This is a genomic window from Actinoplanes sp. NPDC051475, assembly GCF_040689425.1.
GTDB lineage: Bacteria > Actinomycetota > Actinomycetes > Mycobacteriales > Micromonosporaceae > Actinoplanes.
The window spans coordinates 237,083-259,717 of the sequence record NZ_JBFAZZ010000008.1; the positions used below are offsets into that span (position 1 = coordinate 237,083).

At 70.8% G+C, this 22,635-nt stretch carries 23 protein-coding genes; 7 read left to right on the top strand and 16 right to left on the bottom strand.

Annotation, left to right across the window (positions count from 1 at the left end):
- Nucleotides 1–50 precede the first annotated feature (50 nt).
- Together AB0368_RS18705 and AB0368_RS18710 are read left to right on the top strand one after the other, a co-directional pair.
- Nucleotides 51–326 carry a YciI family protein gene (locus tag AB0368_RS18705; protein WP_366155121.1) on the top strand — a complete coding sequence of 92 codons (276 nt, stop codon included), beginning with the start codon at nt 51–53 and terminating at the stop codon, nt 324–326.
- Between the two features lie 104 nt (nt 327–430).
- Nucleotides 431–592 (top strand): hypothetical protein, encoded by a 162-nt coding sequence (locus tag AB0368_RS18710; RefSeq protein WP_366155122.1) that lies wholly within the window; start codon nt 431–433, stop codon nt 590–592.
- A gap of 40 nt (nt 593–632) precedes the next feature.
- Here AB0368_RS18710 and AB0368_RS18715 read toward each other — a convergent pair whose 3' ends face one another.
- The 3 genes from AB0368_RS18715 to AB0368_RS18725 all read right to left on the bottom strand — a co-directional run bounded on the left by AB0368_RS18715 (nt 633) and on the right by AB0368_RS18725 (nt 2,517).
- On the bottom strand, nt 633–1,520 hold the full coding sequence (locus tag AB0368_RS18715) for a hypothetical protein (protein ID WP_366155123.1): 888 nt from the start codon (nt 1,518–1,520) through the stop codon (nt 633–635).
- Nucleotides 1,521–1,596: 76 nt separating this feature from the next.
- Nucleotides 1,597–1,902, bottom strand: a complete 306-nt coding sequence (locus tag AB0368_RS18720; RefSeq protein WP_366155124.1) for a hypothetical protein — start codon at nt 1,900–1,902, stop codon at nt 1,597–1,599.
- A 48-nt stretch (nt 1,903–1,950) separates the two neighbouring features.
- Nucleotides 1,951–2,517 (bottom strand): phosphoribosyltransferase, encoded by a 567-nt coding sequence (locus tag AB0368_RS18725; protein WP_366155125.1) that lies wholly within the window; start codon nt 2,515–2,517, stop codon nt 1,951–1,953.
- A gap of 101 nt (nt 2,518–2,618) precedes the next feature.
- On the opposite strand from AB0368_RS18725, the gene AB0368_RS18730 reads away from it, so the two are divergent.
- Nucleotides 2,619–3,746 carry a PP2C family protein-serine/threonine phosphatase gene (locus tag AB0368_RS18730; RefSeq protein ID WP_366155126.1) on the top strand — a complete coding sequence of 376 codons (1,128 nt, stop codon included), beginning with the start codon at nt 2,619–2,621 and terminating at the stop codon, nt 3,744–3,746.
- Here AB0368_RS18730 and AB0368_RS18735 read toward each other — a convergent pair.
- Nucleotides 3,743–3,967, bottom strand: a complete 225-nt coding sequence (locus AB0368_RS18735) for a hypothetical protein (protein WP_366155128.1) — start codon at nt 3,965–3,967, stop codon at nt 3,743–3,745. The two genes, AB0368_RS18730 and AB0368_RS18735, sit on opposite strands and share 4 nt — an antisense overlap.
- Before the next feature lie 291 nt (nt 3,968–4,258).
- Between AB0368_RS18735 and AB0368_RS18740 the strand changes: the two genes are divergently transcribed.
- The gene (locus AB0368_RS18740; protein ID WP_366155129.1) at nt 4,259–6,115 is read left to right on the top strand and encodes an acyl-CoA dehydrogenase; all 1,857 of its coding nucleotides are present in this window, start codon (nt 4,259–4,261) and stop codon (nt 6,113–6,115) included.
- A 63-nt stretch (nt 6,116–6,178) separates the two neighbouring features.
- Here the strand turns inward: AB0368_RS18740 and AB0368_RS18745 are convergent, their stop codons facing one another.
- The gene (locus AB0368_RS18745) at nt 6,179–6,679 is read right to left on the bottom strand and encodes a histidine phosphatase family protein (protein WP_366155130.1); all 501 of its coding nucleotides are present in this window, start codon (nt 6,677–6,679) and stop codon (nt 6,179–6,181) included.
- Nucleotides 6,680–6,780: 101 nt separating this feature from the next.
- On the opposite strand from AB0368_RS18745, the gene AB0368_RS18750 reads away from it, so the two are divergent.
- Nucleotides 6,781–7,059: a DUF6458 family protein gene (locus AB0368_RS18750; protein WP_366155131.1), complete on the top strand. Its 279-nt coding sequence runs from the start codon at nt 6,781–6,783 to the stop codon at nt 7,057–7,059.
- Between the two features lie 39 nt (nt 7,060–7,098).
- On the opposite strand, the gene AB0368_RS18755 is transcribed toward AB0368_RS18750, so the two are convergent.
- On the bottom strand, nt 7,099–7,944 hold the full coding sequence (locus tag AB0368_RS18755; RefSeq protein ID WP_366155132.1) for an SDR family oxidoreductase: 846 nt from the start codon (nt 7,942–7,944) through the stop codon (nt 7,099–7,101).
- Between the two features lie 127 nt (nt 7,945–8,071).
- Between AB0368_RS18755 and AB0368_RS18760 the strand changes: the two genes are divergently transcribed.
- Entirely contained in the window at nt 8,072–8,461 is a 390-nt protein-coding gene (locus AB0368_RS18760) for a helix-turn-helix domain-containing protein (protein ID WP_366155133.1), read from the top strand.
- Here the strand turns inward: AB0368_RS18760 and AB0368_RS18765 are convergent.
- The 10 genes from AB0368_RS18765 to pdhA all read right to left on the bottom strand — a co-directional run bounded on the left by AB0368_RS18765 (nt 8,416) and on the right by pdhA (nt 20,984).
- The gene (locus tag AB0368_RS18765; protein ID WP_366155134.1) at nt 8,416–9,222 is read right to left on the bottom strand and encodes an alpha/beta hydrolase; all 807 of its coding nucleotides are present in this window, start codon (nt 9,220–9,222) and stop codon (nt 8,416–8,418) included. The two genes, AB0368_RS18760 and AB0368_RS18765, sit on opposite strands and share 46 nt — an antisense overlap.
- Nucleotides 9,215–9,892: a hemolysin III family protein gene (locus AB0368_RS18770; protein WP_366155135.1), complete on the bottom strand. Its 678-nt coding sequence runs from the start codon at nt 9,890–9,892 to the stop codon at nt 9,215–9,217. The genes AB0368_RS18765 and AB0368_RS18770 overlap by 8 nt, the downstream gene beginning before the upstream one ends.
- A 100-nt stretch (nt 9,893–9,992) precedes the next feature.
- Nucleotides 9,993–11,768, bottom strand: a complete 1,776-nt coding sequence (locus AB0368_RS18775; protein WP_366155137.1) for an NHL domain-containing thioredoxin family protein — start codon at nt 11,766–11,768, stop codon at nt 9,993–9,995.
- Nucleotides 11,769–11,824: 56 nt separating this feature from the next.
- Complete coding sequence (locus AB0368_RS18780; RefSeq protein ID WP_366155138.1) at nt 11,825–12,010, bottom strand: hypothetical protein; 186 nt, start codon at nt 12,008–12,010, stop codon at nt 11,825–11,827.
- A gap of 10 nt (nt 12,011–12,020) precedes the next feature.
- A complete protein-coding gene (locus AB0368_RS18785) occupies nt 12,021–12,890 on the bottom strand; it encodes a recombinase family protein (RefSeq protein ID WP_366155139.1) in 870 nt (289 codons plus the stop codon).
- A gap of 139 nt (nt 12,891–13,029) precedes the next feature.
- Nucleotides 13,030–16,716 carry a hypothetical protein gene (locus tag AB0368_RS18790; RefSeq protein ID WP_366155140.1) on the bottom strand — a complete coding sequence of 1,229 codons (3,687 nt, stop codon included), beginning with the start codon at nt 16,714–16,716 and terminating at the stop codon, nt 13,030–13,032.
- 360 nt (nt 16,717–17,076) lie between these two features.
- A complete protein-coding gene (locus AB0368_RS18795) occupies nt 17,077–17,214 on the bottom strand; it encodes a hypothetical protein (protein WP_366155141.1) in 138 nt (45 codons plus the stop codon).
- Nucleotides 17,215–17,377: 163 nt separating this feature from the next.
- Nucleotides 17,378–18,853 (bottom strand): dihydrolipoamide acetyltransferase family protein, encoded by a 1,476-nt coding sequence (locus AB0368_RS18800; RefSeq protein WP_366155142.1) that lies wholly within the window; start codon nt 18,851–18,853, stop codon nt 17,378–17,380.
- Between the two features lie 5 nt (nt 18,854–18,858).
- Complete coding sequence (locus AB0368_RS18805) at nt 18,859–19,848, bottom strand: alpha-ketoacid dehydrogenase subunit beta (protein ID WP_366155232.1); 990 nt, start codon at nt 19,846–19,848, stop codon at nt 18,859–18,861.
- Nucleotides 19,845–20,984: a pyruvate dehydrogenase (acetyl-transferring) E1 component subunit alpha gene (gene pdhA, locus AB0368_RS18810; protein ID WP_366155143.1), complete on the bottom strand. Its 1,140-nt coding sequence runs from the start codon at nt 20,982–20,984 to the stop codon at nt 19,845–19,847. The genes AB0368_RS18805 and pdhA overlap by 4 nt, the downstream gene beginning before the upstream one ends.
- A gap of 412 nt (nt 20,985–21,396) precedes the next feature.
- On the opposite strand from pdhA, the gene AB0368_RS18815 reads away from it, so the two are divergent.
- On the top strand, nt 21,397–22,629 hold the full coding sequence (locus AB0368_RS18815) for a hypothetical protein (protein ID WP_366155144.1): 1,233 nt from the start codon (nt 21,397–21,399) through the stop codon (nt 22,627–22,629).
- Nucleotides 22,630–22,635: the final 6 nt, after the last annotated feature.

Sequence of the window (22,635 nt, forward strand, 5' to 3'; positions counted from 1 at the left end):
TACGATTGCGGGCAGCCGTTGTGCCTGAGAGGAACACCACCGTGTACCTGATGATCTCGAAGTACCTGGCGCCGCTCGACGAGGTGGACCGGGCTCGCGACGACCACCTGGCGTTCCTGGCCGGGCTGGAGGAGCGTGGCCTGCTGGTCTCGGCGGGTCGTCAGGATCCGGCGGTCGGCGGGGTCGTGCTGCTGGGCGTCGACTCGGAGGCGGAGGCGCGTGAGCTGATGGCGCAGGACCCTTACCTGCTCCGCGGCCTGGCCGAGTACAGCGCGATCGGCTGGGCGCCCACCCGCGGCGTGTTGGCCGGCTGGAAGCCCGCCTGAGCAAGGCCGGCTGGAAAGCGGCCCGGGCAGAAGGAGAACTCGGCCGAGGTCTCGAGCCGATCGGCTGACGACGGGGAAGTGCGCGCCGGCCCTACCCTCGGATCATGTTGATCGCGACAGCATTGGCAGTAGTCCTGCTCGCCGGCGGGCTCGTGGCCGTGGTCCGGCGCCGCAGCAGTGCGCCGTCCCACCTCACCCCTGGTCGTTCCGACCCGGGGCCGACCGCCGGTTTCGGGCATTACGACCAAGGGGCCGGCTACCTGTAAGCACCAGGAGCGCGGCCCCGGTCGTCCGTCGTCTCCAGGGTCAGCCGCGGGTCAGCGAGACCGTCGTCGTGACCTTGTCGGTGACCGTGGTGCCGTAGGCGGGGTCGGTGGCCGTGGCGGTCGTGTTCACCTCGGCGCGGCCGAGCTGGAACGGCGTGGTGCCGGTCGGGGTGGCGGTCGCCGACCACGGGATCTCGGCGTTCTTCTTGCAGTCAACCGAGGCGCTGAACGTGCCGCGGATGATGGTCTTGCGCTTCACCTGGGTGACGTCACCGTTGATCCGGACGGGTACGTCGGCCGAGCAGGCCACCGTGCCGTGGACCGTCGCGGCGCCGTTGAGCCGGCTGAACGTGCCGTCGGAGGCCGGGGTGACGCTCAGGGTCAGCTGCTCCGGTGCGGGCGCGTTGTGAATCACGACACGACCGCGGGCGGCCGGCTCGCCGCCCTCGCAGTGCTGCTCGAAGGTGGCGTCGAAGTCCTCGAGGTAGCCCTCGGGCCCGAAGGACACCTCGTCGACCACGAAGGTGCCGGTGAGCTCGTTGCAGCCGCGGCCGTCGCCGGAGATGCTCAGGCCGGGGCCCTGGCCGTTGAACGGGTAGCGCGTGGCTCCCGCGTAGGTTCCGGCGGCGATGGCCGCTCCGGCCGGGGCGGAGAAGTCGGCGTACCACCAGTCACCGTTAGCGCCGTCGATGCTGACCGTGATGACGCGACGGTCGGCCGAACCGTTGACCGTCAGCCGGTCGCCGCGGGCTACCTCATAACTCCAGTCGCGGCCTTGAGAGATGTAGTCGCCGGGGTCGCCGGTCATGGTGAACGAGCCGGAGGTGACCGGCTGGGCCTGGGCCGCCGTGGGCGCCATGAGGGTTCCGGCGGCGGCCGCCAGCGAGGCGAACGCGAGCACGGCGGAGCGTCGTACGAGCTTGGACATGAGTCTACCCGTAGTGATGAGTGCCGATGTGGCGACCTCAATCTAGGGGAGGGGTGTGACACATTGGACAGTCGTTTCAGGCTCGCCGGGACCGGAACCGGCCGGCCTCGCCGACGATGGTGTTGATCAGCAGCGTGTTCAGCAGCATGCCCGCGACCACGCTGAGCCACAGCATCGCGGAGGCGAGCCAGCCGCCGCCGAGCAGGGCGATCGGCGCGAAGATCACCGATACCGGTGCGGTCAGGCCGATCAGGTAGATGCCGGCGAACGACGGGCCCTCGTCGCCGGTCACGAGGTGGGCGCCGAGCAGGAACACGGCGGCCGCCGCGACGGCGAGCAGGTAGCAGCGGGTCACCCAGTTGCCGAAGAAGAACTTTGTCATGCCGACCATCCTGGTAATCCATCGATGGCCGTTCCTGAGTAGTGCTACTCAGGCATCACCCGGTTCGCAGCTCAGATCCGCTCCGGTGAGCAGTCCCCGGATGCCGAGTTCGGCGGCTGTCGGCGGTGGGCACTCGTCCACGATCACCGCGGTGCCGACCACGGTCGCGTCCAGGCGGGCGGCGAGGGCGTGCAGCCCGCGGGTCTGGGCGCCGGTCACTGCCCAGTCGTCGACGAGCAGGATGCGGTCGCCCGTACCGATCAAGCGGGTGCGCACGCCGAGCCACTGCGTATCGCCGCGGTGATCCGCGGGCACCTCCGCCCAGGTCATGGGTTCGGCGATGGGCCGGCGGGCGCCCGCCCGGTATGCCTCCACGAAGCCCACTCCCAGCGCCCGTGCCACCAGCGGTCCGACGAGGAAGCCGGTGACCTCGGGCGAGACCACGACGGTCGGCTCGCCCGAGGGGAACAGAGCGGCGAGTCCGGGACCGAGGCTTTCGAGGATGTGTGGGTCTCGCCACCATCCCGAGCGGTCGCTGACGAGCAGGCCGCTGCCCGGTTCGGGCTCTGTCCAGCGGAATTGGGTACGCAGCAGGTGACGCAGGTCGAATGCCACGCGGACATGGTGTCACCGCGCCTCGCCGGTCCGGCCGCCGAGTGGACAGAACGCGTTCAGACTAGGGGTCAAGTTGATGCAGTCGCCGGTGCGGATCAGGCATGCTGTTCGGCGTACCCATGCCTAAGTTGCCGTCGGGCCGCCGCCCGCTCAGTCCCGGAAGCCGCGCCGGTCTCGGCGCGGCCCTCGTGCTGCTCGCGGCCGTGTCGGGGCTGGAGATGACGGACGGCAAGGGCGCCCACTACGTCGGGCTCTTCGCGGCGGTGCCGTTCCTTGCGGCGGTCTTCGCCTACTGGCAGGCGGTGCTGGCGGTGGGTGCGCTGGCCACGACCGCCGGCCTGATCTTCGCCACCGGGAGCGAGTCCTTCGGCTCCGTCGGCATGATCAACGTCCTCGGCATCATGCTCTCCACCGGCATCGCTGCCACGGTCGCGACCATCCGGCAGCGGCAGGCCACCCGGATCGCGGAGCTGCTGCGGCTCGCCGCCGTGGCCCAGCAGGCGGTGTTGCGGCCGCTCGGCCCGCAGGTGGGCGCGCTCGCCGTCGCCGGCCGGTACATCTCGGCGTCCGCCGCCGCGGACATCGGCGGAGACCTCTACGAGGCCCTCGACACCCCGTACGGGGTCCGGATCATCATCGGCGACGTGCGGGGAAAAGGCCTCGACGCGGTACGCCTGGCCAGCATCGTCCTGGGGTCGTACCGGCACGTGGCGTACGAGCGGGCCGACCTGCGCGCCATCGTGACCGACCTGGACCGGGCCGTGGCCCGCAGCGTGGGTGACGAGGACTTCGTGACCGCGGCGCTGGTGGAGGAGCGCGGCGGCACGCTCACGATCGTCAACTGTGGACATCCGGCGCCGCTGCTGTTGCGCCGGGGGCAGGTCATCCCGCTCGAGCCGCCGGCTCCGGCTCCGCCCCTGGGGTTCATGCCCGTGGCCCAGCCCCGGGTGGAGCGGCTGGAGCCCGGCGATCGGCTGCTGCTCTTCACCGACGGCCTGGGTGAGGCCCGCCGCGAGGGCGAGTTCTTCCCGACGGCCGATCGGGCCTGGCGGCTGCTGGGTCACGGCACGGTGGGCGACGGCCTGGCGTCGCTGGAGACCGCCCTCGTCGACTGGGTACACGGGCGGCTGGAGGACGACATCGCCCTGGTCCTGCTCGAGTACGCCGGATCCGACGGCGGTCCGGCCGTACCGATGCCGAGCTGGGAAGTCGGCGCGGCCGGCAGCTAGCGGACCTGTGGGACCGACCCTCCGCCGTTTTCTTCCGCTCGCGGCGTGGCCGCGGAGGGCCCGGCCTGCGACGGTACGGCGGGAGCGGAAGCGGGAGCCGGCACGACCGGGACCGTGGCGACGGCGCCGACCGGCTCCGGCTGGCGGTGGCGCCCGATGTAGTTGCGGGGCTGGTCGGCCTGGCGAGGCTCGGGAATCAGGCTCTTGATCGTGGCGAACATAAAGACCTCCCCGGGTCTGTGTACGTCCTGCGCATACATCCGAAGCAACGACGCGGCGCACCCCTCGATACGTGCCCGCGGCGCGGCGGCTTGCAAATGTCCGAACGGCTGCCCGGTTTCCCACCCGATCGGAGACGTTTGACCCCCAAGCCGACGGACAACCGGCCGAGCTACTCAATCCGTGCGGTCCTCGTCCGAAAGATCGGACGCGACTTGTCGGAGCTACCGATGGGTAATACAGTGTTGGTTACTGACGGGTAACTCGCGTCCGGAGAGCGGGGCCAAGAACACATGACTCACTACAAGAGCAATCTGCGCGACCTGGAGTTCAACCTCTTCGAGGTCTTCGGGGCGGATCGTGCGTTCGGGCAGGCGCCGTTCGACGGCATCGACGCCGAAACCGCACGGGACATGCTTGCCGAGGTGAACCGGCTTGCCCGCGAGGACCTCGCGGCCAGCTACACCGATGCCGACCGCAACCCCCCGAAGTTCGACCCGGCGACTCACACCGCGCCGCTGCCCGAGTCGTTCAAGAAGTCGTACGCCGCGTTCATGGCGTCCGAGTTCTGGCGCCTCGACCTCCCGGAGAGCCTCGGCGGCACGCTCGCGCCGCGCACCCTCTGGTGGGCCATCGCCGAGCAGATCCTGGGCTCCAACGCCCCGGTGTGGATGTACTCCTCCGGTCCGTCCTTCGCGCACGTCGTGCACGTCGAGGGCACCGAGGAGCAGAAGAAGTGGGCGAAGATCTTCGTCGACAAGCAGTGGGGCTCGACGATGGTGCTGACCGAGCCCGACGCGGGCTCCGACGTCGGCGCCGGCCGTACCCGGGCCATTCCGCAGGCGGACGGCTCGTGGCACATCGAGGGCGTCAAGCGCTTCATCACCTCGGGTGAGCACGACCTCAGCGACAACATCATCCACTACGTGCTCGCGCGCCCCGTGGGTGTCGAGGGCGTCGGCGGTCCGGGCACCAAGGGCCTGTCGCTGTTCGTCGTGCCGAAGTTCCACTTCGACCCGGAGACGGGCGAGCTGGGCGAGCGCAACGGCGTCTACGCGACCAACGTCGAGCACAAGATGGGCCTGAAGGTCTCGAACACGTGCGAGATGACCTTCGGCGAGCACGGCACCCCGGCCAAGGGCTGGCTGCTCGGCGACGTGCACCAGGGCATCCGGCAGATGTTCATGATCATCGAGTACGCCCGGATGATGGTCGGCACGAAGGCCATCGCCACGCTGTCGACGGGCTACCTGAACGCGCTGGATTACGCGAAGAACCGCGTCCAGGGCGCCGACCTGATCGAGAACTCGAACAAGGCCGCCCCGCGCGTCACGGTCATCCACCACCCGGACGTACGCCGCTCGCTGATGCTGCAGAAGGCGTACGCCGAGGGCCTGCGCTCCCTGGTCATCTACACCGCGACCTGGCAGGACAAGGTGGCCATCGCGGAGGCGGCCGGCGACACCGAGGGCGCCAAGGCGGCGGGCCGGGTCAACGACCTGCTGCTCCCGCTGGTCAAGGGCGTCGGCTCGGAGCGGGCGTACGAGCTGCTCGGCCACGAGTCGCTGCAGACCTTCGGCGGCTCCGGCTTCCTGCAGGACTACCCGCTCGAGCAGTACGTCCGCGACGCCAAGATCGACACCCTGTACGAGGGCACGACCGCGATCCAGAGCCTTGACCTGATCTTCCGCAAGATCGTGAAGGACCAGGGCGTCGGGCTCGCCACGGTGGCCGGCGAGATGCAGGGGTTCATCGAGAGCGAGGCCGGCAACGGCCAGCTCAAGGAGGAGCGGCTGTCGCTGGGCAAGGCGCTCGGCGAGCTCCAGGCGATCCTCGGCGTGCAGATGGGCTGGCTGCAGGCGGCCCAGGGCGGCGACACCCGGGCGCTCTACAAGGTCGGCCTGACCTCGCGGCGGGTGCTGCTCGCGCTCGGTGACGTGGTCGTCTCGTGGCTGCTGCTGCGCGGTGCCGAGGTGTCGCTCAAGCAGCTCGGCACCGAGCTGAGCACGTCGGACAAGGCCTTCTACGAGGGCAAGATCGCCGCGGCCCGCTTCTTCGCCCGGGAGATCCTCCCGCGGATCGGCGCGGACCGCCGGATCATCGAGAACACGACGCTCGACCTCATGGATCTGCCGGAAGAGGCGTTCTGAGCTTCGCACTCTCCTGAAGACGGAAAACCGGCGGACAAGGGCGTCCGCCGGTTTTTCCTGCGCTCAGCCCCGGGCGGTGTGCTCCGCGACGAGCGGCAGCGACCCCGGCTCGGTCGCCGCCCAGGACGCCTCGGTCCGGTGTACGGCGATGCCGGCCGTCTTGAGGCCCTCGGTCACCACGTCGCCGTCCGGCCGGAACAAAATGGACACGTCGGAGATCGTCGGGTTGTGCCCGACGACGAGCACGGTGCCGACGGAGTCGGGCAGGCCACGGAGCAGGTCGACGACCTCGGTGCGGCCGCCGGCGTACAGGCCGTCCTCGTAACGGACCTCCGGCGCATCACCCTCACCCAGCGCCACGGCGACGGCGTGCCACGTCTGCCGGGTGCGGGTCGCCGGCGAGCACAGCACGAGATCGGGGCGAAGGCCCTCCGCGGCCATCCAGGCACCCGCGGCGCCCGCGTCCGCGCGTCCGCGGTCGGTCAGTTGGCGCTCGAAGTCGGGCAGCTCACCGGGGGTTTCCGCCTTGGCATGGCGGAGCAGGACGAGGGTGCGTGCGGTCATGGGATGAGCATGCCTGATTGAGCTTCCGCCCGTCTGGGTAGACACCCGGATCGACGTATTGCCGCGGCTCGGAGCGGCAGCCACGAGCCAGGGAGGTCCCGATGGGCATCGGCGGAAGCATCTTTCTGTTGGCGCTGGGCGCGATTCTCGCGTTCGCCGTCAACGCGGACATCAGCGGTCTGGACATTCACGTCGTCGGCTACGTGCTGATGCTGGCCGGGCTCGTCGGCCTCGTCATCACGGTCTGGTACTGGAACAGCCGGCGCCGGCCCACCACCGTCGTCGAGCAGCGGCCCGTGGTGCGCAACGACGGCCAGGTCGTCGAGGAGTACCACGAGACCACGCGGCGTCAGCCCCCGCCGCCGCCGTACGGCGCGTGACCCTGAGGGGGCGCCGGTGGCGCCCCCTCATCGCATTCCTCACACCAGGGCGGCGCGTACAGCGTCCCCGAGCGGAGTCACCGGGCGGCCGAGAAGCTTCTGCAGATCCTCGGTGCCGGTGTACAGCGCACCGGCGGCCGCGTTCTTGTCGGAGTCGGCGAGGACGGCGGCGAACTGCTCGGGCAGGCCGACGCTCACCAGGAACTCCGTGAACTTCTCCGGGCTCAGGTCGGTGTACGTCACGTCGCGGCCGGACTGCCGGGACACTTCGGCGGCCAGCTCGGTCAGCGTGACGCCTTCGCCGCCCAGCTCGTACACCTGCTGGTCGAAGCCGTCCGCGGCGATCGCGGCCGCGGCAGCCTCGGCGAGGTCCGCCCGGGTCGCGATGCTGAGCTTCCCCTTCCCGGCGGCGCCGTAGAGACCGTGCTCGAGCGCGCCCTTGAGGTCGTAGTTCTCCAGGTACCAGCTGTTGCGCAGGAAGACCGACGGGATGCCGGACTCGGCGAGCGCGCGCTCGGTCGCGAGGTGCTCCCCGGCGAGGATCATGCTCGAGGTGTCGGCGTGCGGCGCGCTCGTGTAGGCGATCTTGCTGATTCCGGCGTCCTTGGCCGCGGCGATCACGTTGCGGTGCTGCGCGACTCGCTGCCCGACCTCGCTGCCCGAGACGAAGAGCAGCCTGTCGGCGCCGGCGAAGGCCGCCCGCAGCGACTGCGGGTCGTCGTACGAGGCCTTCCGTACGACCACGCCCTGGTCGGCGAGGTCCTTGATCTTCTCGACCCCGCGGCCGACCGCCACGATCTGGCCGGCGGGCACGCCGCGACGCAGCAGCGCCTCGACGGCGAGACGGCCGAAGTGCCCGGTGGCGCCGGTGACGACGATGGTCATGACTGATCTCCTCTGTTGCTCGTACGGCAGCCGGCCGGCCACCGTACGGGGACAACTGAGCAGGTCGTAGATCACTTCCCAATAGAGAGTAAGCACCTTGAAGTGCAGTACTCACCTGAGGGATAGTGTGCAGGTGGAAGCCGACGTGTACGACCGGAACTGTCCCAGCCGGCAGGTGCTCGACCGCATCGGCGACGCCTGGAGCGTGCTGATCGTGGGCTCGCTCAAGAACGGCCCGCTGCGCTACACCGAGCTGGCGCAGCGCATCCCCGGCGTCAGCCCCAAGATGCTCACCCAGACGCTGCGCGGCCTCGAGCGTGACGGCCTGGTGACGCGTACGGTGCACCCGGTCGTGCCGCCCCGGGTCGACTACGAGCTGACCACCCTCGGGCGCAGCCTGCTCGGCCTGGTCGACGCCCTGAAGCAGTGGGCGGAGACCCACATCGGCGACGTGGTCGAGGCCCGCGGCGCCTACGACGCCCGCGCCACCAGCCAGTCCAGCGCCGTGGGGGCGTGATTCAGGACCGAGATGTGCCCGTCCCCGGGGGTGATCCGCAGCTCCGCACCGGGGACGCGGGTCGCGAGCCACTCGCTGTGCGCGCTCGGCACCACGAGATCCTCGTCGCCGTGCAGCAGCAGCGTCGGCGCGGTGACGGCCGCCGGATCGCATCGCCACGGTGACACGTAGCCGCGGTCGTCGGTGTGCTGCGCCTCCGGGTCGCCGGCCAGGGCCGGCTCGACGACCTGGGAGAACCAGGCCCAAGGCCCGTCGAACATCGCCCAGTCCGCGGCCGTGAAGTCGATCCCGTCGCCGGCTCCGCCGGTTTCGGCGGCAGGCCCTTCTTCAGTACGTCCAACTGCGGCCGCTCGCAGGGTTCGGACCCCGGCCGGGCCCATGCCGGCGAACCAGTCCAGCCCCTCGGCGTCGAACGGCGCCAGCGCGGCGATCGCCACCACGCCCATGATCCGGTCGGTCAGCTGCGCGGCGCAGGCCAGGGCATGCGAGCTGCCACCGGAGTGGCCGGCCACGGCGAACCGTTCGAGGCCCAGCTCGTCGGCGACCCTCGTGGCGTAACCGGCCGCCGAACCCAGGTCCCGGCCCGGGTCGGGCGTGGAACCGCCGTACCCGGGCCGGTCGTACGAGATCCACCGGAGGTCCGGACGCAGCAGCGGGGCGGGCGGGGTGCCGATGTTCGGGGTGCCGTGATGCCACAGGACCGGAAGGCCGTCGCCCCCGGTGTCGTACCCATGCAGCGAACCGATCTTGAACTCACGCATAGAGCGCGAAGTAAATGGCGATGTGGTGGCAGATCGCAGCCACCAGCGTGCAGGCGTGGAAGAACTCATGGTGGCCGAAGACCGTCGGCCACGGATTCGGCCGGCGCAGCGCGTAGAAGACCGCCCCGACGCTGTAGATCAGGCCACCGGCGGCCAGCAACACGAGATCGGCGACCCCGCCGTTGCGCATGATGTCGGGCAGAATCGTCACGGCGCCCCAGCCCAGGGCCAGATAGAGCGGCGCACCCGCCCAGCGGGGCAGGTGCGGCCAGATGCTCTTGAGCGCGACCCCGCCGACGGCACCACCCCAGATCAGGCTCAGCATGAGCGTCGCCTTCGCGGAGTCCAGCAGCAAGACGCAGAACGGCGTGTAGGTCCCCGCGATGAAAATGAAGATCATCGAGTGGTCCAGCCGCCGCATCACCTGGTAGCCGCGTTCACCCCAGGCCCGCCGGTGGTACAGCGCGCTGATCCCGAAGAGCCCGCACACGGTCAGGCTGTAGATCAGACAGCTTGCCAGCGGCCAGGCCCCGGGTTGCGTGGCGGCGATCGAGCAGAGCACGACGCCGCAGACGAGCGCCGCGAAGAACGCGTACTGGTGCAACCGGCCGCGCAGCCGCGGCTTGCCGAGATCGGCAGGCTTCATCCGGAACGGGGTCGAGGTCGTCACGCCCTCCAGGTTACGACACCGTAGGTTACTGCCAGGTAGTGAAGCCCCTCACGGGTGAAGAACCCCCAGGCGTCAGGCGCTGCTCCGGCGTCGGCCCTGCTCAGGCGTCCAACCCGCGGAGAATCAGGGGCAGGCGGTCGGGCCCGGCCGGGTCGATCTCGATCGGGACGCCCCAGTCCTGGCGGGTGAGATGGCACGCCGCGTGCTCCACGTCCGCGTCGCAGGTGGCGGCCTGCGCCACGACCTGCAGAATCCCCTTCGGTACGCCCGGATTCAGCACCAACCGCCGGGACAGGTCGGTGCCGGTGCCCTCGCCTTCCAGCAGCAACTCCGGCGGCGCGGCCGAGACGACCAGCCGCGTCGACGGCCCGTACGTGGCGTCGAGCTTCTGACCCGGCGCCGGCGTGAAGACCACGTCGAGGGTCACCTGGCCCGGGGCGAGCCGCGACGGCGGACGCTCGGTGCGGTGCCGCTCACCCTCGACGGTCTTGACCGCCCCCGGCGCCAACCGCACGAGCCGGTGCGCGCCCGACTCCACCACGAACACGTCGCCCGCCCGCGTGACCAGGACGTCGCTCGGCTCCGCCAGACCGGAGTCCACGGTGGATACGTCGCCGGATTCGGGGTCGTAACGGCGTACCGCACCGTTGTAGGTGTCCGCGATCAGCACCGAGCCGTCAGGCAGCGCGCCGACACCCAGCGGGTGCTGCAGCAGCGCCTCCTTGCCCGGGCCGTCGACATGGCCGAAGTCGAAAAGCCCTTGACCGACGGCGGTGTGCAGCTCCCCGTCCGTGATCCAGCGCAGCGCGGACGTCTCGCTGTCGGCAATCCAAAGCTTTTTCCCGTACGCGGAAAGCCCCGACGGCTGCGCCATCCACACGTCCGGGATCGGCCCGTCCCGCAGCGACTCGACGGTCGTCCCGGCGTAGACGCCCGTGGCGCCCTGCTCAGGGTCGAACCACCAGAGCTGGTGAATGCCGGCCATCGCGATGACGACGCGGCCCTCGTGCCAGGCGACGTCCCACGGCGACGAGAGCGAGACACCGTCGTCGTCCGCGGACCGCCACGGCCGACCGGTCCCGGCGAGCGTGGTGACCTCGCCGGTCTCCAGGTCGAGGCCACGCAGCAGGTGGTTCACCGTGTCGGCGACGACGACGGTGCGGTCGTCGGGCAGCAGGCAGAGACCCTGCGGCTCGGAGAAGGTGGCGGTGCCGGCAGGCCCGTCGGCGTGGCCTCGCTGCCCGGTGCCGATCCGGCGTACCAGGGTCTCGCCGTCCGGGGTCAGCTCGGCGAGCGAATGCCGCGCCGAATCGGAGACCAGTAGGTTGCCGCCGGGCAGCTCGATGACCTTGCCGGGAAACCTCAGCAGCGTGTCATCGGCGGGCGGCGCCACATAGGGACCGTCACCCCGGCGCAGGGTGCCCTTCGCCTCATGGGCGGCGATCAGCTCGTCGAGCAGCCGGGACAGCCCCTCGGCATGCCCCTCGCCGGCCATCGAGGCGACGACATAGCCCTCAGGATCGATGACGCTCAGCGTGGGCCAGGCCTTGGCGGCGTACTGCTGCCACATGACCATGTCGGCGTCGTCAAGCACGGGGTGGTGCACGCCGTACCGCTCGACGGCGGCGGCGAGGGCGTCGGGGTCACGCTCGTGCTCGAACTTCGGGGAGTGCACGCCGATGACGACGAGGGCATCGCCGTACTTCTCCTCGAGCGGCCGGAGCTCGTCGAGGACGTGCAGGCAGTTGATGCAGCAGAAGGTCCAGAAGTCCAAGACACAAACACGACCTCGAAGGTCGGCCAGCTTCAGCTCCCTGCCGCCGGTGTTCAGCCAGCTTCGGCCCCGCAGTTCGGGCGCCCGCACGCGCGCAGTCATGCGCCAATCTTGCCTGGAAGACGGCGGACCGCGGGGCTTGGGGACCGAGGTGCTGATCACTGCTGACTGATCCAGTCGATGCGCAGGCGTGTTTGCGGATCGAACCGCTTGCCTCGCTGACCACGGGACACCCATACCTCGCGTACGGCCAGGCCCAGCCACGAACGCCGCTCGGCGGTCGTTGCCAGCGCGTGATGCAACTCCCGCAATCGGAGTGCCGGTCGCTCGGCTCCACTCTCCATCCGTTCAATCTCATCCAAGAGAAGGCGACGCCGAGCGCAAACTCCCGGGTGGTGGAGCGCCGCCCAAACGGTCACGAACTATCTGGTTCAGCGCGTCATGACCCACGCCACTTCCAATGGCCTGGCGCCAAGCGTCGACGACGGCATTCTCAAGAGCGGAGGTCAACGCCCCGGCTGCTTCGGGACAGAGGCGTCCCGTTCGCACGCTCTGGCAGCGGTAGGAGTTTCCTGAGACGGACATCCTCGCGCCGCAACCTGTACAGCGCAGCAGGCCGGTCAAGAAGTGGCGCGGTTGCTCATCATCTGCGTTTCCGGGGCGGCGTGCCGGGACGCCGTATCGACGTTGCCCAGCCAACCGAAGCAGAATGCGGTGCTGGTCATCGACGGAAATGAGAGGCCGCTCGCCCTCGCCCATGACCTCGACAGGTCGGCCGGATCCAGGATCGATCCACGGCCGCACCGTCGACGTGTACTTCCCCCCTCTTTTGATCGTCTCCGGAAGGAGTCCGGCAGACGTTGGACTCACGAGTAGCTGCCGCACACTGCCTGCACCCCACGGGCCGCCCCTTGGCGCGGCAACGCCGTTCCCATTCAGCCACCTGGCGATCCTGATGAGCGACTCGCCGGCGAGGGCGCGCCGCGCAATTTCTCTGACGTTGGCCGCGGTGTCGGGATCGGTGTAGAGCTTGCCGTCGCTGACGTAGGTGCCGTACGGCGGCCTGCCGCCGATCCAATTCCCGTCGGCATGCACCTTGCGGACGGTCAAGCCGTTGCGCTCGCACCAGTTCCGACAGTCGAACTCCTGCCTCTTGATCGAGGTGGCGCCGGGGTGATCGTGCGAGATGCGCAGGTAGAGATCGGCGTGGCTTTCGTCGAGCACCCTGACATCCTCGAAGGAGGATAGTCGCGTGACAACTGGTCGCGAGCAAATATGCAGATGCTGCATATGTCACTCAGACTTTGCTGTGCGCCGTCCTGCGGACTCGTCCGCGCCGGGCCTCCAGGCCCGGCGCGGAGGGTCAGCCTCGCTGCTTCAAGCAGAGCACCTGGGTCTTGTTGTCGCCGGTCGGGTTCAACACGTACGGCTGGCCCGGGTCCGGGCACTGCTCCTTCGTGTCGACGATCGACGTCACCTCGTACGAGCCGGCGTCACCACACTTGGCGGTCACCGCCTCTTCCCCGTCGCGCCGGACGCAGTCGCCGGTGCTCACGGAGAAGGTCCCGTCGCTCGAGCCGCGGGCGATCAGCCACGTGATGCCGAACGTCAACCCGACCAGCAGGCCCGCGCCGAGGATCACGCCGAGGATCACCGGCAGCATCCGTACATGTGGAGTCTCGGGCTTGGCCGGCTCCGCGACCGGCTGCGTGTCGGGCTTGTACGAGGCGAAGCGGTCCTGGTCCGGATCCTGATCCCCGCTGCCCGGCCAGCTGGCCGTCTGATCCGGATCCGGCGGCGGGGCCACCGTGGCCCGGTTCGCCGGCCCGGGGAAGACGCCACCCATCCGCGGCCGTTCGCCGAACGGCTGCGTGGAGTCGGCAGCCGGCGCCGGCGGAAAACCGTTCTCCAGCGGCGGCGCGGCGTGCATCGCCGGTAGGGCGGGAGCGGGCACGTAGGGCTGCGCCGGTCCCTGGCCGCGGCCCGCTACGTCGTTCGTGTGCTCGGCGTAGTCCGGCGGCATGGTCCGGGCGGACGGGTTGCCCGGAACCGGGCCGTAGTGGCCCGGTTGTCCTGCCGGGCCGCCGGAGATCGGTCCGGGCTGACCCGCGGGGCCGCCGGACATCGGTCCGGGCTCACCCGTGGGGCCGCCGGACATCGGACCGGGCTGACCCGCGGGGCTGCCGGATATGGGGCCGGGGTGGCCCGCCGGGCTGCTGGGGGCCGGACCGTAGTGGCCGGGTTGAGCTGCGGGGCCGCCGGGGTGGATTGCCGGACTGCCAGGAGCCGGGCCGTAGCGGCCGGGCTGCCCTGCTGGGCTGCCGGAGAACGGGCCGGGGTGGCCCGCTGGGCTGCTGGGGGCCGGGCCGTCCTGGCTCGGCTGTCCCGAACGGCCGCGGCCCGCGATGTCCGTGGTGAACTCGCTGAACGCCGCGGGGTCGGGACCGTCCCTGCCGTCAGGGGCCTGCGGTGCGGGCGCGGCCGGCGCCGGGGTGAACGGCTGGCCGGGAGGCGCCACGCGGGCACTGGCCGTCGCGCGACCCGAGACACGGCCCGACGGGTCGGCGCCGCCGGAGGTAGGCGCTGTCCCGAACGGACCCGGGGCTGCGCCGAACGCCGAGTCGGCGGGCGGTGCGCTTTCGGGCCGGCCGGGTGCCGGGGTGCCGTACGTTCCGGGCCGGTTCGGCGGTGGGCCGAAGCGGTCCTGCGCGGGCTGCTCGTCGAAGCCACCTGAGGGGGCGTCGTCACCATCGGGGCCGAAGCGGTGACCGTCCGGCGCCGGGCCGAAGCCGCCGCTCACCGGGCGGGCGCCGGCTCCGGCAGGCGAGGAACCGGGTCCGGACGTCGGCCGGGGCCCGAACAGATGCTGCTCGCCGGATGCGTCCGGACCGGACGGCGACCCGTAGAGACGCTGACCGTCGGGTGCGTCGGAGTCGGGGCGCCGGCCGTAGAGACGCTGGTCGCCGGGTGCGTCGGAGTCGGTTCGCTGGCCGAAGGGACCCTGGTCGTCGGCGGCGTCCGGCTGACCGAACGGGCGCTCCGGCGAGATTTCCGGCCGGGCGCCGAATGCTCCCGAAGCCGGTGCGGTGCCGAATCCGCCGGACGACGGTGCGCTGCCGAATCCGTCGGACGGAGGGGCACTGCCGAACTCGCCCGACATCGGGGCGGCGCCGAACGATGTGCCGTCAGGGCGTTCCTCATTGTCGAAGGGCGAACTCGGGCGGGGGCCGTCCTCGTCCTGCTCAGGTGCGGCGGCGGGGCGCCCGTAGACACGGGACTGCGGCGTCGGGGACGGCGGCGGGATCTCTTCGCCGTCCAACGGAGCGACGCGGCTCGCCACCGGTACGGACGCGCTTGCCGATACCGGGCGGGCGGAACCCTTGGCCGGGCCGAAACCGTCGGTGCCCGGTTCGGGTTGCTCGGCTGCGTCGCGGGGCTGCGGGACGGCAGCCTGGTTGCGCGGCTCGGTCGCGACCGGTGCACCGCCGGTGCTCAGGGCTGCGCCCGGCACTCGCTGCGGGTATCCCTGGCCACCGGAGCCGGCCCGGTCGTCGTGGTCACCGAAGGGGCTTCGACCGCCGAAACCGCCTTGGTCGTCCGGGCCGCCGAGCGAACCTGCATCGCGGCTGCCGAAGGCACTCGCATCGCCTGAACCACCGAAGGGGCTTGCATCGGCTCGGCTGCCGAAGGCGCCGGAATTGTCGCGGTTATCGAAGGGCTCGGATTCGGCATCGGCGGGTAAGGCTTGGGGGTCGGCAAAGGCGGGATCGATGCCGTCGGTGAAGGCGGCGGCATCCTTGCGGCCGGCGAAGCTGCCGGTGTCACCGGACGACGAGCCCCGGAGCGGGAAGCTCGCGCCTTCGGGGGCCTGGCCGCGTACGGGGAAGCCGCTGTCGGGTGAGCCACCACGAGCGGGACCGGTGGCGGCAGGCGGGCCGTCCGGCAGACCGGTCAACGTGGCGCCGGGGACGCGGACGCGCTGGTCGCCGAAGGCTGACACGCCGGGAGGGCGGCCGGATGACTGCTCGTCGGCGGGTGAGTCGGCGGCACGCTCGAACGGGATGCGACGGGGACCCTCGGCCTGCTGCGGCGTCTTGAGCGGGGTGAATCCGTTGAACTCACCCACCGGGCCGGAAAGCGGCCCGCCGGCGATGCCCGGTGAGCGCTGCGGCAGCTGGCCGCCCGAGGCTTGGCGGAACGGCTGCGGCTCGAACGGGTTGCTCTCGGAGGACGGCTGTACGGCCGGGGGCGGGGCCCAGGCCGAGGACGGCGGCTCCTCCTGCCGCGCCGGTGCCTGACCGGCCGGGACCTGGGCTGCGGGACCAAGGCCCGTGCTGGCATCACGAGAGGGCAGAGCATCGCGAGAGGGCAGAGCGGAGCCGTTGCGGGACGGCAAAGCGTCGCGGGACGGCACGCCCGAGGCGTCGCGAGAAGGCAGAGCGGAGGCGCCGCGCGAGGGCGGGCCGGGAGCACTCGGCGGGAACTGCTCGGCCGGGCCAGGCAGCGGGCTCGCGGGCTGCGGCGAGCCCAGGGAGGGCCCGGAAGCGTAAGGATTCGCGGCACCAGCAGCGGGACCGAAAGCGGAACCGGACCGCTGAGCAGGACCCGGCGCAGCGCCGGCAGACCCGCCGGGCCGGGACTCGGGCACAGCGGGACCAGCAGGCAGTCGTGAGTCGGGCCCGGCCGGGAAAGCCGCCGGCGGCGTGCCGGGGCCGTCCTGGGACGGAACCCGGGCCGACCCGGCCGACGAGAACTTCGCCGCCGCGGGGCCGAAGGCGGGACCTTGGCCGACCGGCGCCTGCCCGGCGGGCGGCACCGCGGGCACCACGAACGGCGAGCCGCCGTTCGGGGTCGACTGCGGTGGCGGGGCGTACGCGCTCGGGAACGAGTCCTGGGCGTGGGGGTACGACGGGGTCCGGTCGGGCGGCCGGGGGCCGTCCGTGTCGGGTGGGAAGGCGTCCGGCGGGAAGCCGTCGGTGCCGAACGGCTCGGCTCCGCCGCCCGACGTGGCCCCCGGCTGGTGGCCGGCTTGCTGGCCCTCGGACGTCATATCCGCCTCCTCCATGGCTGTCGGCCGTGCCAGCTTATGCACGAACGCGGCCGACCTTGCAGAGCTGGGCGTGACCCCGGTCACTACGCCCGGCCGGCCGAGCCGGGGCGGTGACCGTGCCCCACCGTACCGGGCGAGGACGACTGTCGGAATCCCGGTGTACGCCGTCCGGAGCGGTTGACAGGGCGGGAAACCACCGAACGTGATCATGCACACGGCGGTGTCTCATCAAGCAGACATGGCCGAGTTGGGGCGGGACATGACGAGGCCCCGACCTGTGCACAGGTCGGGGCCTCGGGTGCCGCGTCGATCGGGAGGCGATCAGAAGACGCGGTCGTGGGACGGCTGGCGTCCCTTGGATCAGAAGACGCGCTGCTGCGAGAAGATGGCGATCTCGTTGCGCATCGACTGCGTCGGGGCGGCCTTCCACGCCCGCTCGATGGCGCGGGCTTCGCGCTTGGCGTCCCGGCGGGCACGGATGCGGTCGATGGTGGTCATGGTTCTCACTCCCCTGGCCTTGTGGGCCTTCGTCTCGTTGTGCCGGTGTTTCGGCGCTAAGTCCATTGAACCGCGCCGGAACACCGGTTGCCAACGATGTAGGGGGTGATCTCGCTTACCAGCCTAATAATCTAAGGTTTGGTAAGCCTCCTGCCGATGAAAGCTACGTCCAGGAGAGTAGCGCTCCCTCGGGGTCCTCGAGGAAGGCGCCGATGTCGCGCAGGAACTTGGAGCCCAGTTCGCCGTCCACGATCCGGTGGTCGAACGAGAGGCCCAGCGTGGTGACCTGGCGAATCTTGATCTTCCCCTTGTGGACCCACGGCATCGGGCGGATCGCTCCGAAGGCCAGGATCGCCGACTCGCCCGGCGGCAGGATGGGCGTCCCGGTGTCGACGCCGAACACACCGACATTGGTGATGGAGAAGGTTCCACCCGACATGTCGGACGGTGGCGTCTTGCCGGACTTCGCGACCTGCACCAAACCGTTCAGAGCGTCGGCCAGTTCCCGCAGCGTGAGCCGGCCGGCGTCCTTGACGTTCGGGACGATCAGGCCGCGCTCGGTCGCCGCCGCGATGCCCAGGTTCACGTACTCCTTGACCACGATCTCGTTCGTCGCGCCCGACCAGGTCGAGTTGACCATGGGGTGACGTTTGATCGCGAGGAGTACGGCCTTGGCGACGAGCAGCAGCGGCGAGACTCGTACGTCGCGGAACTCCGGCCGGGTCTTGAGCCGCTCCAGCGACTTCATGGACCGCGTCACGTCGACGGTGAGGAACTCGGTGACGTGCGGTGCCGTGAATGCCGACGCGACCATGTTCTCGGCGGTCAGCTTGCGGACGCCCTTGATCGGGATCCGCTGCTCGCGCGAGGCGTCGAAGACAGCCGGCGCGGTGCCGTTCGCGGCGGCCGTGCCGTTGGCCACGGGAGCCGGGGCCAGGGCGGCCGCGGCTGCCTGCTGCACGTCGTCCCGGGTCACCGAGCCGAGCGGGCCGCTACCGGCCAGCGAATGCAGGTCGACACCGAGATCCTTGGCCAGCTTCCGGACCGGCGGCTTGGCGAGAACAGGCCCACCGGCCCGCGAGGCCGGCGAAGCCACGGGAGCCGGCGCAGGAGGCACAGGAGCCGCGGGAGCAGGCGACACCAAAGGCGGCACCGAGGGAGCGGCTGTGGGCGTACCGATGCGGGCTCGGCGCTTGGCAGCCACCGTGCGCGGGCCGTATCCGACCAGCACCGCCGTGCGGCCCCCCGGAGCGGGACCACCGATGAGGCCGGGCTCGACCGCACCCTCCTCGGGCGCGATCTCCACCGCGGCGAGCGACTCCGCCGACGGAGCCGGCAGAACCGGCCCGGCCGGGCCGGCCGAATCCCCGTCGGCTGGCAAGGGGCCGGCCGACGGATCCGTGTCGATCGCGACGATCGGCGAACCGACCTCGACGGTCGTGCCCGCCTCGTGGAAGATGCGCGTCACGACGCCCGCCCACTTCGCGGGGATCTCGACCGCGGCCTTGGCCGTCTCGACCTCGACGATCGGCTGGTTCAGCTCGATCGTGTCGCCGACCTTGACCAGCCACGCGAGGATCTCGCCCTCGGTCAGGCCCTCGCCGAGGTCGGGCAGGGTGAACTCTTTGACCCGGGACATCCGCGTCACCAGCCGAACGAGCGGTCGATGGCGTCCAGGACCCGGTCCAGGTCCGGGAGGTACTCCTCCTCGACGCGGGCCGCCGGGTAGGGCACGTCGAAGCCCGTCACCCGCAGGACCGGCGCCTCGAGGGAGTAGAAGCACTCCTCGGTGATCCGGGCGGCGAGCTCCGCACCCATGCCCAGGTTGCCGGGGGCCTCGTGCACGATCACGGCGCGGCCCGTCTTGCGGATCGAGTCGTAGACCGGGCCGAGGTCCAGCGGGGAGAGGGTGCGCAGGTCGATGACCTCGAGGCTGCGGCCGTCCTCCTGGGCGGCCGTCGCGGCGTCGAGCGCCACGCGGACCATCGGGCCGTAGGCGATCACGGTCGCGTCGGTGCCCTCGCGGGCCACGCGGGAGGCGTGCAGCGGGTACGCCGACGACAGGTCGAGATCGAGGTCGACCTCACCCTTCTCCCAGTAGCGCCGCTTCGGCTCGAAGAAGACGATCGGGTCGTCCGAGGTGATCGACTGCTGGATCATCGCGTACGCGTCCGCGGGGTTCGAGCACGTCACGACCTTGAGGCCGGGGGTGTGCGCGAAGTACGCCTCGGGCGACTCGGAGTGGTGCTCGACCGCGCCGATGCCGCCGCCGTACGGGATGCGGATGACGATCGGGATGCGCACGTTGCCCAGCGAGCGGTAGTACATCTTCGCGACCTGGGCGACGATCTGGTTGTACGCCGGGAAGACGAAGCCGTCGAACTGGATCTCGCACACCGGCCGGTAGCCGCGGATGGCGAGGCCGACCGCGGTGCCGATGATGCCGGCCTCGGCCAGCGGGGTGTCGATGACGCGGTCCTCGCCGAAGTCCTTCTGCAGGCCGTCGGTGATCCGGAAGACGCCGCCGAGCTTGCCGACGTCCTCGCCCATGATGACGACCTTGGAGTCGTTCTCGAGGGCGCGGCGCAGGCCGTGGTTGAGGGCTTTGCCCAGGGTGATCGTCTCGCTCATCAGTGGGCGCTCCCCTCGAACGAGGCCTGGTAGTCGGCGAACTGCTTGCGCTGCGCGTCGACCTCGGGCGAACCGTTGGGGTAGACGTTGTCGAACAGGGTGACCGGCTGCGGGTCCGGCATGGCCAGCACCCGTTCGCGCAGGTCCAGGGCCAGCTTGCGGGCGCTGTCGTCGACCTCGCCGAAGAAGGTGTCGTCGGCCAGCTGCTGCTTGGTCAGGAACGCCTTGAGCCGGCTGATCGGGTCCTTCGCCTTCCAGGACTCGACCTCGCTGGCGATGCGGTAGCGGGTCGGGTCGTCGGAGCTGGTGTGCGCGCCCATCCGGTAGGTGTACGCCTCGATCAGCGTCGGGCCCTCGCCGTTGCGCGCGTTGTCCAGCGCCGCCCGGGTCACCGCGTACGTGGCCAGCACGTCGTTGCCGTCGATCCGTACGCCCGGGAAGCCGTAGCCCGCGGCCCGCCGGTAGAGCGGGATGCGCGTCTGGCGCTCGAGCGGCTCCGAGATCGCGTACTGGTTGTTCTGGCAGAAGAAGACCATCGGCGCGTTGAACACGCCGGCCCACACGAACGACTCGTTGACCTCGCCCTGGCTGGTGGCGCCGTCACCGAAGTACGCGATGACCGCCTCGCCGTCGGGGGTGCCGGTCTTGCCGTCCATGGTCACGCCCATGGCGTAGCCGGTCGCGTGCAGCGTCTGCGAGCCGATCACGATGGTGTACGTGTTGAACTTGTACTTGTTCGGGTCCCAGCCGCCCTGGTCGACTCCGCGGAACAGGCCGAACGGCATGATCGGGTCGATCCCGCGGGTGTAGAGCACGCCGTGCTCGCGGTACGTCGGGAACGCCATGTCCTGGGGCCGCAGCGCGCGCCCCGAGCCGACCTGTGCGGCCTCCTGACCCAGCAGGCTGGCCCAGATGCCGAGCTCGCCCTGCCGCTGCAGGGCGGTCGCTTCGGCGTCGAGGCGCCGGACCGTGACGAGGTCCTTGTACAGCTCGCGGTATTCGTCGTCGGTGAAGTCGACCGAGTACGTCACGCCCTCGGGCGTGGTGACGCTGTCGACGTGCTCGCCGTCGGGGGTCAGCAGTTGAACGAAACCGCCGGCCGGGGCGTCTACCCCAGCTTCGCTTTCGTCGTTCGCCATCCGTGTCTCCCTGTTCATCTCTGCGCCCACGGCGGGTGTTGCCCGTCCGCGCGGCTGACCGCTGGTGCGCCGCGCCTGGCCCGGGTGAGGTTGCCGCGCGGTCCTTCGGCGGAGTTGCAGACCCCGCCGGGGAGTGACGACCCCCACCGCACCCCGCTTGGTCCGCAGGCAACGGCGGCGGTGCCGTCGCCCCCATCCTCGCAGAGAACGTGAGTGGCGCCACAGGTCAGGTCGATCACAGATCCGAAATGTTGCCGAGGCATCGGTGCCCGTTTTTGTCCGTATAAGTGGTTTTCGTACCTTCACTTCCGTCTGAACGGACGATGGGCGCCGCTGCGAAAAGGCACATGCGTCGTTCCCCTCTGCAGCCGACGGGTCCATCGGGATCTCAACTCTGGGGAGGGTTCCGGCAGTGTCGCAGCAGCCGAACGACGAAGGGCTCGTGCCACCGATCAAGGTGTTGCGCAAGCGCCTCAACGGCGTCTACAGCGCGGAGGGTCTCACCGGCCCCACCCGGCGTTACGTGCTGCTCGTGGTGATGCTCGTCGGCCTGGCCTCGCTGCCGACCCTCGCGGCGATCACCGCGGGCTCGAACGAGCTCGCGGGCGGGGGGTCGACGGTCACGGACGTCCCCTTCATCCCGCCGGCGTCGACCGGCCCGATCCAGGTCCCGCCGTCGTCGGCCGACAGCGGTTCGCCCGCGCCCCCGGTCCGGGGCCAGGCCCAGAAGAGAAAGATCAAGCCTTCCGGGTACGCCGTGAGCAGGCGTTCCGGGGCGGATGAGGGTGCGGGCGAGCACCGCCCCGGCCTGCCGGTGGGAGTGGCAACGACGCCGAGCAAGCCGCACCGGGCCGTCGATTCGGACGAATCGGACGACGGGACAGGGGGAACCGAGTCGGACGCCGAGGGCACCGGTCCGGACACGGGTGACGAAGACGGCGTCAACGACCCGGAGAACGACGGCGACGACTCGCAGAGCGACGACGACGGCGACGGCTGGGAGAACGACGGCGGTTGGGGTCGGGACGACGACTCCAGTGACCACGACGGAGGCCAGGATTCCGGGGGACAGAACGATTCGGATGATTCCGAGGAGCCCGACGAGCCCGACCAGCCTGGTGAGCCCGGTGATCCGGAGTCGCCGCCCGGTAAGCCGGTGCGGCCGCCGTGGTGCGCCGACCGCACCCAATGCTCGTCCCGGCCGTCGCATCACCACCGCCCCGACCGGTCGCCCCACAAACAGTGCGAGGACGCCAACCACCGCGCCCACTGGTCTCACCACCGGGACGGGCCGCGGCGCACCGTCACCGTCCACATCGAGCCCACCGGGCGGCACGGCCTCAAGGCGACCGTCACGGAAACGCGGCGCGCGCAGCAGCCGAAGCGCCTCGAGGAGATCGTCAGTCATCGCTGGGCCGCGCCGGCCCGGTCCCACATCAGCCGGAGGTCCGCAATGACCGAACGCCCGCAGAACGTCAAGTCCGCCGTCGGCACCGGCCGTACCCATAACAGCCACCGCCATCACCGGGCCGGGGATGCGCGGTCCTACCGGGGCAGCCACCGGGCCGAGGAGACCCCCACCGCGGCCGTGTTGCGCAGCTCGCGGCCGGGCCGCCACCACGCGGACCACACCAACCGGTGGTGAGGACCG